Genomic DNA, 14,886 nt, shown 5'->3' with positions numbered 1-14,886 from the left:
CAAACTCTACACAGACTCTAGTGATAAGTCGCTGATACAAGTCCAATACCTAAACGTCGATCATCAGTAGAACCCACGCCTACGTCTTTTGGGCTAGCTGGATTTTTTAAGGAAAAAGTGATTTCAATAAACTGCTTGCCGGGCGAAAGTTCAGGCATGGGTAAATCGACCTGATTGGCTTCAAATAGACCTAGTGTCGCAATGACTGGGGGCATGCGATCAATAAAGATCTCGATTTTTTGCTCAGGATGATTTGGTGTTACAAAAGCCCGAAGATTGAGCGTTAAGCGCTTGGGGCTTGAGCTAACGGGCAATGGCAACATTAATTGTGCTTGGTTGCCAATCGTCCAAGCACCCCACTGCTCAGGCCATGCCCAGCTACCTCCCAGGCCATTGAAAAACTCACTACCCAGTTGGCCTTTGCCAAAAGAAATCGGTTTATCAAGCTTAATTTGGGCAATGCGAGCTTGCATCTCTTGTCGCAGGTTATCTTGCATCGGCGGGCAAGTAGCGCATTTCTTCCAATTGGGTGCTAATACCGTGACCCCGTCTAAATTCATTAACAAATCCGTATTGGGATTAAAGTGAAAATAGGCCGGCAAAACTAAATTGGCTTGCAAAATATAAAGTACGCTGGGGTCCCAATATCCTTGGCTTAATTGAGACTCAAATTGCCGTTGCGCTTGATCTCTTTTTGCGGCATCGATCCGTGTAAAAAAAACTGCGTTGGTTGGTAAATGGTATTTTGCCGCATACAAAGCAACTTGTTCCCACCCTAAGGACTTATCCTGTGGCGGCATGAGAAGTACTTTTTTATAGTGCTTTGCGGCTTCACCCCAAAAAGGATCTTTAAATTGGAGGTCATGCTGGGACTTATCAATGATCGTAAAATTTTTCCTTAATTGACGCCAACCAGCACTACTATCAATTACTTGAATACAAAATGCAAAGCCCATTAGTAGAATCAACAACTTCGACTTAATTCCACGCAGGACAAAAAATAAACAAGCGATCGATAGCCCATAAAATAGAGGCCAAAAGAAACGTCCAGAGGCCCTAAAAATACTTGCCACAGTATAAATTTGCTCAGAAATTGCAAAGCCAATTTCTCTTGTTCCTAGGGCGATATGATTCGTAATGGCAAATAAAGCCATCATTACCAATCCTAGTATTAAGCAGGCGTTTTGTTTAAAAAAAATTAAGATTGCGGGAATAAAACGTCTTGCCTGAAAAATTGCAAACGGCCATAAGACTAAAAAACCGAGTCCCCAATACATATAGCCCTCGCCATAATCCATTAGGGTTGGTAAAGGCCGCATGAAATAAGACCAGCCTTTAGCATCAAATGGCGAGAGTAAATTCATGCGGAAAAAGCCATATCCTTCCATGGCACCTGAGCCTGAACTCATCACAAAATAGCCAGCCTGCCACAATAAAAAAACCAAAATCATACCCATACCAATAATCTCAACTACAAGTTGAGGCCACTGTTTTTTTATGATTGGGCGTGACCGCCAGAGCAAATCGATTCGGTTCGTTAACCACATTACCAATACCATCACAAATAGTGAAAAATGAATCAACAGACTTACTGAAAGTAAAGCAGTCCATGCTAAGATTCTTGTAGGTGAATTGGAAATTTTTACTTGACGTAAAATTAAATACCACGCTACCAAAATAAGGAAATGTCCCACTAAAGCTGCGTGTTGATTAATACGCCAAAGCATCGGTGGCGAAAAAAGTAATAACCCACAAGCAAAAAATTGTGCCCACCGATTGGTCGTGATAAGACCTACAATAATCCAGGCGAAATAGGCTTGTAGAATAAAGCAGATTAGCGTCCAAAGTCCCAAGTACTGAAATGGCTCCGGCAAGAATTGGCGTATGGACTTAAAAAAAATGGCTAATAAAGGTATTGAATCGGTAAAAACGACTGAGTTACTAAATTCAAGTCCATAGCTGGGATTTAGCCCAAGCGGAAAAGTCCAGGGCGCATTGCGAAAAAATATCCAGCCTATATAGTCTTTAAATGGATCAACCCCTTGGGCAAAATCAAGCCGAGTTGGGTTTAGTGCTCCCGGCCCAACGACGATAAAAAACGCAATGATGCCTAAAAAAGTAGGAATCAGCAGTGTAAGCCAAGCAAGTGGGATTTTCATCCCTGAATTCGCTTGGTTTGAAGTATTTTCGAACATCACTACGCATTCTACCTAAAGCCGATTTTCAAACAATAGATACTTAATCTTTTTTGATCGCTTTTAAGTTAGCTAAATATTGATTAAATAATAACTCGGCACCAAACCGATTGATATGCCAACCGTCAAAATAGTAGGTACGACCTTTTCCATTAGACGCCCTACATTGCCCGTTTTCACAAAAACTTGGGCTTGGATCAATGATGGTAATAGCTGGGAATTTCATTCGTAAATGCTCCCCCAAAAAAAGGTTGGCGGCTACAATATCTGCACGCATAGGCGCAATACATGTTTTCTTGGAGAGCGAAAAAGGCCTAATAACACAAGATTTAGGATCTATGCCATGAGGAATAGTTAAAAAAATAATTACCTCTCTATTTTTTTGCAAATGACTGTTAATCGTATTATCGAGGCTTACTAGAAAATTATCTTTAGCGAAATTTTTTTCATTCCAAATTGCTTGATCCGCATTTTCAGCATAAAAAACATAGTTAGCGGCCATCACCACGGTCTTAATATTGTCCTTGGAAGCAAGTACTTGATTGACATGAGCGCCATCTTTTAGGCAATCATTTACACCATACCCACTCAGTAATGGGCAGCTGCCCTTACCAATCTGAGTGACTTTTTTACCAGTTTGTTCACGTAATAATTGCAGCGCTGGACTTAAGGCATAAGCAAAAGAATCACCGATCAATAAAATCGAGGCTTCATTAATGCCATCAAATGGATTGCAGTACCCCTGTATTGTGATATTTAATGCTGGGTCACACGCGGTTTTAATTTGCAACCGATTTTCAAAGGATTGATTAAACGCCTTCGCAACTTGCCTAAACCCAAGCCCATCTCGCAAATATGTATTACTACCGATAATACCTAACACAGCCATAAAGACCAGTAATAGGATTGTGCCCAATTTCCTTCCTCGCTTCCCAAAGCGAATTGGCTTTTCAATAAAGAGGTAAGTAACGATTGCCAATAAAAAAGAAACTAAGAGGGCAATCATTCTATGCGTCCATGGTGCTTTTTCTCCATTCAAGATCACTAAAAATGAAAGTACTGCCCAATGCCATAAGTAAAGTGGGTAACTTATTAATCCCAATTTCACCAACCAACGATTGGACAGAAAGATTCTGTTTATCCAAGCGTGTGGGCCAGCAGCAATAATCAGTAAAGCACCGCATGTCGGCAGCAACGCCCACCACCCAGGAAATGCATAGGTCGGCTGGATAAGAATTAAACCCAAAATAATGAGGCTTAAACCGCTGCCTGAAGCATAATTATTAGCCTTTTCGCCCCCCCAGCCCTGACTTAAATGACTTTTATTATTCTGCAGCAAATAAACCAAAATGGCTCCTAAGAGCAGCTCCCAAAAACGCGTTTGGGGCGAATAAAACCCGGCTAATAAATTGTGACTGACTGTGAGCGTCAAGATATTTAAAATAAACGAAGCTATCGCAATAATCACTGTCGTCAACAGCAAATTAAAACGTAATCTGTAAGCCAGCCATAAAATAAAAGGCCATATTAAGTAAAATTGTTCCTCGATGCCAAGCGACCAAAGATGCAATAAGGGCTTAGTGTCAGCAGATACATCAAAATAGCCCACCTCTTGCCAAAAAAAGAAGTTTGATGCAAACGCGGCGCCAGCTGCTATATGCTTACCTAGTAGGCTATATTCGTCAGCCAATAATACAAACCAGCCAAAGATATAACTACTAAGCAAAACAATAATTAACGCTGGAAAGATTCGTCGGATTCTGCGGGCATAAAATTCACTAAAAGAAAAATTCTGAGTCTTTAGCCCCTGAAAAAGGATTCCAGATATTAAAAACCCCGAAATAACAAAGAAAATATCGACGCCGATGAAACCCCCTGGCATCATTTCTGGAAAAGCATGAAAAAATACAACAGCAAGAACTGCTATTGCCCTTAGGCCATCGATGTCTGAACGGTAGTTTATTTTTAGCCCAACTAGGTTTATCAATGCCCTAAATTATCTCATTCATATTCGATAAATTCGATACCCATTGCAAGCGGTCTGGTATCAATTCCAAGACCCAAGGATTGCGGTGAAATAGCGTCGGGAAATTGGAATTGTAACTTTATTTGTTGCTGCAAATTGAAGGCTCGAGGAAGGGGTAACTCTATCCTATTCTTCATTCGGTCTAGTAAAATGACTTCCTTAATAAAAATTTGGTTAATATAAATATTAACGCGCTGCTGCGGGTGACTACCGGTAATGAATGCTTGAGCATGAATGATGAGCTTCTTGGGATCTTCTGCTGGCAATGTCAATTGAATACTTGCCCTTTTTTGGATTGACCATGTACCCCAATTTTCAGGAACCGACCAACCTGACTCTAAAAATACGGTTGCATATTTTCCAAAACGCGATAAATCAATTTTCTCACCCAATTTAATTAATCGAGTTGTGCTTACTTTGGGGTCAATTTCATTTTTTGAATTGATCTGCAAACAATCTTTACATAATTTCCACTTAGGGGCAAATACATTGATTTGGTCAAAACGGGCCAATACATCAGCACTTGGGTTCATCATCGCTAGAAACTTAGGGACCTCAACGTCCTCAACTACATAAAGCGTATCGTCATCCAACTTACCTGATTGAATTTCGGCCTGTAATTTGACATTGGATGCATCTATTTTATTTTTATCCACGCGTCCCATAAAAACAGAATTGGTTCCCAAATGGTATTGCGCAGCATAGCCAGCGAATTTCTCCCACACCGCTTGCTCATTCCAGACGGGAACGCGGACGACTTTTTTATAGTGCTTTGCAGCTGACTCCCAAAAAGGATCAGCCAGCGGTGACTCTAATTGGGTTAAAGGATGATTGATTTTATGGCGAATGGGTAGCCAGCCATTGCTGGTATCAGCAACTTGAATGACAAGGCATATCCCTAAAATGCTGATTGCTAAATTCTTAGAATAGCCTTTGATCAAATAATAAATACTTGCTAGACTAATCACATAAATAACTGGCCAAAACATACGCCCTGATGCACGCATAATACTCGCGATTGAAAAAAGTGTAGGTGATAGCGGCACAGTAAAGCTCCAAGATCCAATCGCAATTTGGTTTGAGAGCGCAAATACTGTGAGACTCAATAAACAAAGTAGGACAAATATAAATCGTCTAGCTAATTGCTTGATTTGTCCTAAGTGCTTTACCGCGACTGGCAGCGCTAAAAGCAAAATCAGGATCATTCCTAAGCCTAAATAGCTAAAACCTTCGTAATTATTTTTAGCCCTCACTTGGGGAAGACTAAATAAATAGGACCAATTTTGCGAATCAAACCCACTCGAATCAAATAAAGCCAATAAGTTCATCCGATAGGTACCAAACCCAGTTTCACCTGGGCTCACGCTCATGAAATAGCCCATTTGCCAAGCAAGCAAAATGGTAGTGCTAAACACCAGCAAAACCTCTTTAGCCACTTGCTTCATGCGAATTTCATGCTGAATAAATAAACGATCTAATAAGTCCGCGATCCATAGTGCCGAAATCATGGCAAAGGTATAGGGATGAATTAAAAGCGTGCATGGTAGTAGTAATGTCCACCACCACAGGCGATAGGTTTGTTGTGGCCTAAAAATTAAATATAGGGCCGTCAAAATAGGAAAATGACCAACCGTTGAATTATGAAAACCAATCTGAAAAAGCATGGATGGTGAAAAAGCTAATAACCCAGAAGCAAAAAAGCGCAGCAAATTATTGCTTGTCATTAAGCCAATAAGCTTCCATGCAATCCAAGCCTGTAATAAAAAACATAGGAGTATCCAGATTCCCCAGAATTGAAAAGGCTCGCCTAAAAGAGGATTAAACACTTTAAAAATAGGTGCAAAAATTGGTAGGGAATTTGAAAAAATGATCGAGGAGCTAATATCTAATCCAAAATTGGGATTCATACCAATCGGGATAGTCCACGGGCTATATCGGTAAAAAGCCCATCCCAAATACTCTAGCGTCATATCAAAGTCAGCCAGTAACCAGCCGACATTTCGAGGATTGAGTATCCCAAACCCCACTACCAAGATGAAGAAGCCTAAACCCAAAAGTAAAGGCACTGCGATACTGAAATACGCTCTGCTATTCTCTTTGGTGTTTAATCTGGTATTAATAGCCATGATTTACGTTAGCGAGTAAATTGGATCGACTGGAGTCCAATACCCAGTAAACGCTCATCTGCACTAAGGCCCATATCTTTTGGACTCACAGCATTAATTGAGCGAAATTCTAAATTTAAGATGGGATTTGCCATCACCTGATCTGGCAATGTCACTTCAATTTGATTTGCATCGGATTTTTTGAGGATTGCCTTGCCCAACAGACTTCCATTTCCCCAAACTTCAATTTCTTGTTGAAGATGCTTAGGAGCTAGGAATGCTTTTGTATTAATCACCATTTTTTTAGGTTTGGATGAGGGGAAATTAAAAATCAGTTTCGCTTGGGGCGCTATAGCCCAAGTTCCCCAATTTTCACCATACCCCCACCCCTCCAACATGAAATCGACCCTACCTCGACCTTGACTAGAAAATATAATTTTCTCGCCCAAAGAGATTTCTGGAGCAAGCTGGTTTAACTCAGAAGCTTCACTTGCAGTTAATTTTTCCACTAAAGCCTTCTCGCTCGCACGTGGTGGACAATTCGCACATACCTTCCAGCCGGGGGCCAAAACATTAAAGCCATCAATACGTGCCAATAAATCCACCTTCGGATCAAAGCGAATCTGCTGAGGTGAATCTTTCCAATCTCTAAAAATATAGAGCGAATTTACATTAAGTGGGCCTTGATTTACTTCTTTTCTAAGTTTTTCCATCGACTTATTGGCTTTGCCATCATCAAGTCGAGCAAGATGAACCATGTTTGTCGAAAGTCCATATTGCGCAGCATAGAGTCCAAAGGTTTCCCAAAAAATCGGACGCTCATTCATCACCACATTTTGATAATGCAAACCAGCTGCTTTCCAAAAAGGATTTTTTAAGGGGGATTTAAATTCAGATGAAATCGGTACATTCATGATTTTTCGCATCGGCCGCCAACCGGCGCTAGTATCGATTATCTGGAATAGTGCCCCAATAACCAATATAAGATAAGTCGTTTTTTTTGAATATCCTTTAATAATCCAATAGAGGATTAAAAAAATACTGGCGTAATAAAATGGCCAAAATAGTCTAGCAGAGCTGCGCACAAAGCTAAGTACGCTTAAAAATGGGGTAGGAAGATCCAATCTGAAGTTCCAAGATCCAATGCCAATATGATTGCTAAAGCTGATTAGGGCCATTGCAAGCAAAGCCAGCAATAGAAAGAGATATTTTTGCCATACCACTTGTAAACTCAATTTCCGCTTAATTAAAGCGCAAATTGCGCATAGCAACAGGAATAAATTACCAGCCCCTAAATACTGAAATCCTTCACCAGTTGCTGCTTCTACAGAATCATGCAAGTTAATTGGTTTAAGCCAATAAGACCAGCCCCGTGAATTAAATAAGGCGAGTAAATTCGTGCGGAAATCACCAAATCCCCGTGTTGCTCCAGATGCACCGCTAACAGCAAAAAATCCGGCCTGCCAAAGAGTGAATAATAAAATGAAAATGGTGATGCCAATCTCAATCAAAATAAATTTAGGCGAAGCGGTTTTTTTTACTAAGGTACGGCCAAGAAGATCGGCAATCCACAGCACCAATAGCATCACTAAAAAATAAAAATGGGTTAAAGCACTAACCGACAAAAGTAAAATCCACCATACAGCTTGATTTTTATCTTGAGCCCTAAGGTTTAAATAAAGACCCGCAAGAATTAAAAAATGGCCCATCAAACTTTCATGTAAACCCATCCTAAAAATTAGGGGCGGTGAAAATACAAAGAAGAATGTAGCTAGCGCACACACTAATGAATTAGCTGAGACTAGGGCGACAAGCTTATAAGCAAACCATGCTTGCAATACAAAACATCCCAAAACCCATAGGCCAAAGTACTGAAAAGGCTCAGAAAGAAAACGGGAAATGACTTTAAATGGGATTGCTAGTAGGGGTATGGAATCAGTGAAAACAATCGAGTTACTAAAGTCCATGCCATATTTTGGGTTTAAACCAAGCGGCCAGTCCCAAGGGCTATTGCGGAAAAATGCCCATCCAAGATAATGTTGAAGGGAATCACCTCCCGAGAGCCACGCAATATTTAATGGATTTAAAAAATGGGGGCCAGCAATTAGGAAAAATGCAGCCGCCCCAATTAAAAGAGGTAAAAGAAATAAATACAAATTTACTTCCCGCTTAACCATTTAATCTATTCATTGATGCCCCTAAACGCATTAGTCAAACTGAACTGATACCAAACCAAAACCTAAAATACGCTGATCGCTAGAAGATACACCAGCCTGGGTTGGAGAAACTGCGTTTGGGGTTCTAAATTCAATATTTAATAGCTTATCTGGATTTAGATCATCTGGTAAATTTAGGCTAATCGCATTACCCGTGGCCCGATCAATTCTTATTTTTTGCAACAACCGCCCATTAATCAAGATTTCCAAGTCTTGATATGGGTGTTGGGGAGTTAAAAAAGCATTAAATTGTATTTTAATTTTCCGTGGGTTTCTATTTGGTAGTGGAATCAATAAGTCAGCATTTTTACCATCGGACCAAATTCCCCACGCTTCGCGATCATGCCAATGCTTATTTAAATAACTGGTAATTGGACCTTTGCTATCTTTAGCAAAAAAAATTGTCTCGCCGATGCGGGTATTGCGATCCATAATTTTCACCTTAGCTCTTACTTCATCACAGCTAGATTCGCCACTAAGCAGCTTTGGATACAAAATATTATTTGAAAAACCCGCCTCAAAAGCCTCTTGGGAAAAATAGGGGTATTTATAAAAATAAAAGTATTGATATAAGCCAAAAAAAATAACGCCCAAAGCAATAAAACTTAAAGCTATTTTTTTTGATCTTAATATATCATTTATTCGGGACAAAATAATGCCAGTCATTAACGCATAAAACGGCCAAACTGAAATTGCTCTTAAGGCATGGGGCGAACCTTCATTAGTTAAGGCGGCTGGGATTATGCCAACTACGACACCTATTAAAGCAATACCTAAGATTTGATATTGGACATCCTCAAATATGTTTGGGATTCTCCTCAAAACTCGTGCCCCTATGAGGCCCAATATACCAATTAATGCTAAAAAATCTAACCAACTTAACATTCCAAAAGATTGTATTGAATGTCGAAGATTATTTTCTCCAGAAATAAATAGGAACCGAAAAGAAAAATGTGCGCTAAAGTTCCTCAAGAAAATGGGAATGAGCTCACTTAAATCTAAATGTCGATAAGGATTATAAAAAGCAGGGCTCCATAAAGCCAACATATTAGAGCGATTAGCAAAATTCTCATCTTGGAACTGAAAGAGTAGGGGAATGCAAAAGAATCCAGCAATAAGTAAAACAACAATTTTTCTTCTCCAAGTAATACCTGGGATGAGTAGCCAAATTAAAGGCGCAATGATACGTAAGGGTGGGTAAGAGTAAATGGCAAGGGCTATTGGAATTCCGGTAAGCCACCACCGCTTTTGCCACGTAGATATCCATAAAGCCATTATGAGAAATAAAGGGGCTAAGGGTGGATCCCATGCAATTCGAGAAAATTGAAAAGCCCAAGGCATGATGCTTGCAACAAAAGCAACATACATAGCCGTCCTATAATTGATCTTATTCTTTACAAATAAATAGAGAAATAAAATCGTAAGAGTTGTTATAAAAGCAGGAAAAGCACGAAATGATGTAATCGAGTAACCAAAAATGCTAGTCCATAGAAGTTGACCATATAAATACGTGGGAGTGTAAATAGGCTCGCCAGGACCAGAAATTGCAAATAGAGGTAAAAAATGTCCAAAAAAATCTGCTCCAGTCTGCCGGACGCACATTACTTGAGTAGCACCATAGGACTCATCTGCGTAGAAACCTGGTGGAGATATTTCTAGCCCGCTAAAACGTAATGCGTTAAATAGAATGATGAGATAAAGCATTTTTTTAAATTAAATATTTCAATTTATATTTGTTTGCAATAATAATCGCTTCGATTCTATAAATTGAATCAATCAAAGATATTATTTTTATAAAGCATAATCTCTTATTAAACCGTCATAATGACATATTGAGCAAGTAAAACTTGGAGTATCTACCCTGAATGAAACTTAGCATCCTTATGCCCTGCCTTAACGAAGCAGAAACTTTAGAAAGTTGTATAAAAAAAGCAAATCAGTGGATTAGTCACTCTAGAATCGACTGCGAGGTCATCATTGCCGATAATGGCAGCACTGATGGGTCACAAGCGATTGCAATTGCCAACGGTGCACGATTGATTTCTGTCTCGCAAAAGGGTTATGGATCAGCCCTTTACCATGGAATTAAAGCCGCTCAAGGTCAATTTGTCATCATGGGTGACTCTGATGACTCCTATGACTTTAGTCAATTAGACGCCTTTATTAAAAAGCTTGAGGATGGTTATGACCTAGTGATGGGTAATCGTTTTTTAGGAGGCATTAATAAAGGGGCAATGCCCTGGAAGAATCGTTACGTTGGTAACCCGATTCTGACTTGGATTGGGAGAATTTTATTTCAATGTCAAGCCAAAGACTTTCACTGCGGGCTGCGAGGATTTTCTAAATCTGCTTTTGAAAAAATGGATCTACGTACCACTGGAATGGAATTTGCCTCAGAAATGGTCATTAAAGCCAGTCTATTTGGAATGCGAGTAACCGAAGTGCCAACTATTCTCTCAAAAGATGGGAGATCAAGGCCGCCACATTTGAGGCCCTGGCGTGATGGTTGGAGGCACTTGAGGTTTATGCTGCTCTTTAGCCCAAAGTGGTTATTTTTATTTCCCGGCTTATTTATTCTGGGTCTGAGCACTCTTATTTATATTCTTCTTGTTCGTGGTCCTGTTCACATTTATTCTGTTGAATTTGATATCCATACACTTTTTTATGCGCAGGCAGGCATGATCATTGGCTATCTCACAATAGCTTTTGGAATGATCATTCGCTTATTCGGTATGCGCGAAGGCTTACTACAAAATAATGTATGGCTAAGAAATTTGAATTCCTATCCATTACTAGAGCTAGGTGGAATGATTGGCATTTGTTTGACTATTCTAGGGATATTGATAGGTAGTTATGCTTTAAATAGTTGGAGATTGCTTGAATTTGGGAATTTGAATGACCATGTAGTTTTAAGAATCGTTAGTATTTCAACAACATTCATTATCTTTGGCGCGATTACCATTCTAATTTCATTAATTATGGGATTTATAGCATTGCCGACCAGAGAAGATCGATTTGATTAGTTTGCTCTAAGATGCAGATACAAAAAAGTCTTATCCCATGGATCTTGACCATATCAATAGCCATTATTTGGCTTATCGTTTCCTTTCAACACTTCGAGAGCGGTATTTTCTGGGATCTGGGCGTTTATACCAAGGCCATTAATATTTTTAATAATGGGGGCGACCCCTATTCCCCCAATCAACTGGGCGGCTACCTCTCATTCGTCTACCACCCTCTTATATTGCACGGTATGGCTTTATTCGGAAGTTGGCTATTACCTGTGTTAATCACGTTTTATTTCGCAAGTATGGTTTATTTTCTTTTTAGCCTCAGAAACAATAGTAATTTATGGTTATCGTTATTTCTAGCTTTCGCCTATTGTGGCATTGGCCTTATCTCGCTTGCCAGCGGGAATCTCACAGTCTTTTTACATTTGATTTTGCTGGCGATCTTAGTAAAGAGTTTGTCACAAAATTTAGACCAAAACAAGAATCAAAATTTGAGCAGTTTTACTTATACTAATACCACTTTTGTAATCCTAGTCATTGCATTTAGCTCTATCAAGCCCTACTTCTTAGTTTATTTAGCAATTCCTTTAATAATGCAATGGGGAAAGAATGAAGGAGTTGCCAAAACAATTAGACTCGTATTAACGTGGGTTAGTATTTTTTTTGCCTTGATGATTTCTTCATCCCTTTTTTATAGCACTGAATTTTCTGCTTTTATAGCGACATTACAAAACCAAACTCTAGGTAAGCGCGATCTTGGTTATGGCTTTGTGATGTTTTTTTATGATTACTACTTAAGCGCTGGACCATTAATTTATCGCGCTTTCGTTTTACACTTCGCGATCGCTGTTTTATTGCTTTTAATCGTAATATATTTGGCCATTAAAAATAAATGGTTAAGTGTAAATAAATTAAATTCTGCCTATTTTCCATTTTTACTTTACTTTTTATTAACCTTGTTTAATCCCCGTCTTAAGGTTTATGACCTCTTTCCAGCATTCTTTGCCCTGTACGTCTATTTTTTCTCTCTTAAATCAACTACAGTATCACGGCTCTTATTTTTAGTTGCGTATGCGCTTTCTTTAACTCAACTCACCGGTAGCGTCTTCTTTGCAAGCCAAGGAATATTCGCAAACCCAATAAATGCCTATTACTGGTCGATGGGTATTATCTTTTTAATTATTATTGTCACCTTAGCAAAACCAGCTCCTAACTAAAGGTTACCAATAAAAAACTTTTCCCTCTAAAGTGACAAAACAAATTTACTGGTAACTTGTTTTTTCTCTAACTCTATTTGACCACCTAAACCCTGAATTTCTAGGAGGCAAATTGTGCCAACCACTATGCCGCCTACTTGATTGACTAAACTAGTCGCAGCCAAAATGGTACCTCCCGTTGCTAAAACATCATCCACGATAATTGTGCGTGAACCCATGGGTAAAGAATCTGCTTGAATCTCTAAACTGTCCTTACCATATTCTAAGCCGTAGGCTTCTTTATGCGTCATGAGCGGCAGCTTGCCCGGCTTGCGTACCAAAACCAAACTTTTATGCTCGTGATGGGCGAGTGCCGAGGCAAAAATAAAGCCCCGTGACTCAATCCCGACAATATGGGAGAATTCCCAATCTTTTACTAAGTTAGCTAGCTGCTCTATGGCATAGCGAAAGGCCTTCGGATTACCTAAGAGTGGAGAGATATCTCTAAACATAATTCCAGGCTTGGGGAAATTGGGAACGCCTGGTAGATAATCGAGTAAATTCATATTTATTAATATTTTTAAGACTCTTATCCTATTTTAAATCTTTCAAAAGTTTCGCGAAATAAGGTTATTTTTAAAAAAATCAGGAGTGATTTTTTATCCCTATCTAATGCATTTAGAAATTATTTTTAACAAATTACTCAAAAAAAAGTAATGCTTTTCAAACCTATCCCTAAAAGCCTTGTATCTTCAGATAATCCCAGCTGCTTGGGAGATCTTGCATTGGGTAATGTTATATCCATTCTTAAAACATCATTTTTACTTGCAGGGAAAGGTAATTTAATTTGGATAATATTACTATCAAATTTATTTATTTTATATTTTTGAAGGGGGATATCAGGGCCGGCTATCTCAATGACCTGCTCTTGCATTGGGGGGCTTACAAAGCCCCTAATATCCATCCGCATGCCCATTGCTCCCTCTGGTATTGGCAGCAAAATTCTTGCCTGATTAGTACTTGACCATATTCCCCATGATTCATGGTTATTATCCCAACCCTTAGATAAAAAACAGCTAGTATTTGGGTCAGAAAAAACAATGGGTTGATTTATTTTTACATTAAGCAACCCTCCTTCAAGCGGCACTTTTCGCTTAAAAATTACATATACTGATTTACCTCCAGACTGAACGGTATCAAATATTTCAAATTCATTTTTTTTCAAATACTCAGAATACTTATGACTTTTAATTATGAGGAAAATATAGTCTGAACATTCTTCCGTGCGGTGTAAAATAAGTTTTTCCTGATCTATCTTTGACAACATCAGCACCGATTCAAAAGGCGTTCTTTGCCAAACTGTAGAGTTAGATCCAGGAAATTCACCAAGAGCATTTCCCTTGTCGTCATAGTAAACATTGCTAAAAATAGAAACTTTTTCAGCAAAACTTTTATCAACTATTTTTTGCAATGAATTTTTATATGCAACCCCCCAATAATCAACGTCAAATTGACGAATCCAATCTTTAGGCAACGAATTAAAGTATAAATATTGATAGGGGTGATCTTTAATCATCCAATAAATAGTAGTGGATAAAGAAAAAATTACGATACCCCTCAAAATATTTAATAATATTTTTAACTTCATTGATAAAATAAAGCAATACCCCCTAACGCATAAATATATAAACGATGGGTAAATGAAATATAAATGTCGCCATCCGTTATAGAGCACTGAATTTAAGACGACTACCAAAATAATTGGCCCAAAAAAAAGAATTAGAAAAAGGTAATCCTGTAATTTTTCATCAAATATAGTTTTTTTATTGGTAACTGTTATGCCAAAAATACCAATAAAAAAAAGAAATATATATAGTAAGGGTGTTGTAATTGTTATCCATGTTGGTATATAGAACCATGGGAGGTTTCCACTCCATGTTATTTCTCCAAAAAATAACATATTCAAATTGGTTCTAAATTTAGACATATTCTGGAATGCCTCGAGAAAATTGAACTGACCTGATTTTTAGTACCACTCCAAAAGAGAGGATTTTTGATAATCTTCACCCTAAAGGAGTGCTAATCATGGCTAAAGGTCAACGTCTTAAACCCGAACAAATTGTCACCCTGTTACGCC

General features: G+C 38.7%; 9 protein-coding genes. 2 read left to right on the top strand and 7 right to left on the bottom strand.

Annotated features, from left to right (window positions below; all coding sequences use genetic code 11):
- Positions 1 to 17 precede the first annotated feature (17 nt).
- The 5 genes from LZT21_RS09395 to LZT21_RS09375 form a co-directional block, all read right to left on the bottom strand.
- Complete coding sequence (locus tag LZT21_RS09395) at positions 18 to 2,159, bottom strand: DUF6311 domain-containing protein (RefSeq protein WP_233990398.1); 2,142 nt, start codon at positions 2,157 to 2,159, stop codon at positions 18 to 20.
- Positions 2,160 to 2,238: 79 nt separating this feature from the next.
- Positions 2,239 to 4,182, bottom strand: coding sequence for an acyltransferase family protein (locus tag LZT21_RS09390; RefSeq protein ID WP_233990396.1), 1,944 nt, complete (start codon positions 4,180 to 4,182; stop codon positions 2,239 to 2,241).
- A 14-nt stretch (positions 4,183 to 4,196) separates the two neighbouring features.
- On the bottom strand, positions 4,197 to 6,347 hold the full coding sequence (locus LZT21_RS09385; protein ID WP_233990394.1) for a DUF6311 domain-containing protein: 2,151 nt from the start codon (positions 6,345 to 6,347) through the stop codon (positions 4,197 to 4,199).
- A gap of 8 nt (positions 6,348 to 6,355) precedes the next feature.
- A complete protein-coding gene (locus LZT21_RS09380; RefSeq protein ID WP_233990392.1) occupies positions 6,356 to 8,503 on the bottom strand; it encodes a DUF6311 domain-containing protein in 2,148 nt (715 codons plus the stop codon).
- A gap of 30 nt (positions 8,504 to 8,533) precedes the next feature.
- Positions 8,534 to 10,246, bottom strand: a complete 1,713-nt coding sequence (locus LZT21_RS09375; RefSeq protein WP_233990390.1) for a glycosyltransferase family 39 protein — start codon at positions 10,244 to 10,246, stop codon at positions 8,534 to 8,536.
- A 161-nt stretch (positions 10,247 to 10,407) separates the two neighbouring features.
- Here LZT21_RS09375 and LZT21_RS09370 point away from each other — a divergent pair, with 161 nt between their 5' ends.
- Positions 10,408 to 11,565 carry a glycosyltransferase family 2 protein gene (locus LZT21_RS09370; protein ID WP_233990388.1) on the top strand — a complete coding sequence of 386 codons (1,158 nt, stop codon included), beginning with the start codon at positions 10,408 to 10,410 and terminating at the stop codon, positions 11,563 to 11,565.
- 581 nt (positions 11,566 to 12,146) lie between these two features.
- Positions 12,147 to 12,770: a hypothetical protein gene (locus tag LZT21_RS09365; RefSeq protein WP_233990386.1), complete on the top strand. Its 624-nt coding sequence runs from the start codon at positions 12,147 to 12,149 to the stop codon at positions 12,768 to 12,770.
- Positions 12,771 to 12,796: 26 nt separating this feature from the next.
- Here LZT21_RS09365 and LZT21_RS09360 read toward each other — a convergent pair whose 3' ends face one another.
- Together LZT21_RS09360 and LZT21_RS09355 are read right to left on the bottom strand one after the other, a co-directional pair.
- Positions 12,797 to 13,315, bottom strand: coding sequence for an adenine phosphoribosyltransferase (locus tag LZT21_RS09360; protein ID WP_233990384.1), 519 nt, complete (start codon positions 13,313 to 13,315; stop codon positions 12,797 to 12,799).
- A 137-nt stretch (positions 13,316 to 13,452) separates the two neighbouring features.
- Positions 13,453 to 14,715 carry a hypothetical protein gene (locus tag LZT21_RS09355; protein ID WP_233990382.1) on the bottom strand — a complete coding sequence of 421 codons (1,263 nt, stop codon included), beginning with the start codon at positions 14,713 to 14,715 and terminating at the stop codon, positions 13,453 to 13,455.
- Between the last annotated feature and the right edge of the window lie 171 nt (positions 14,716 to 14,886).

Origin of the sequence: Polynucleobacter sp. IMCC 30228 (assembly GCF_021395205.1) — a bacterium.
Lineage (GTDB): Bacteria > Pseudomonadota > Gammaproteobacteria > Burkholderiales > Burkholderiaceae > Polynucleobacter.
This window is presented reverse-complemented; position numbering and strand designations above follow the sequence as displayed.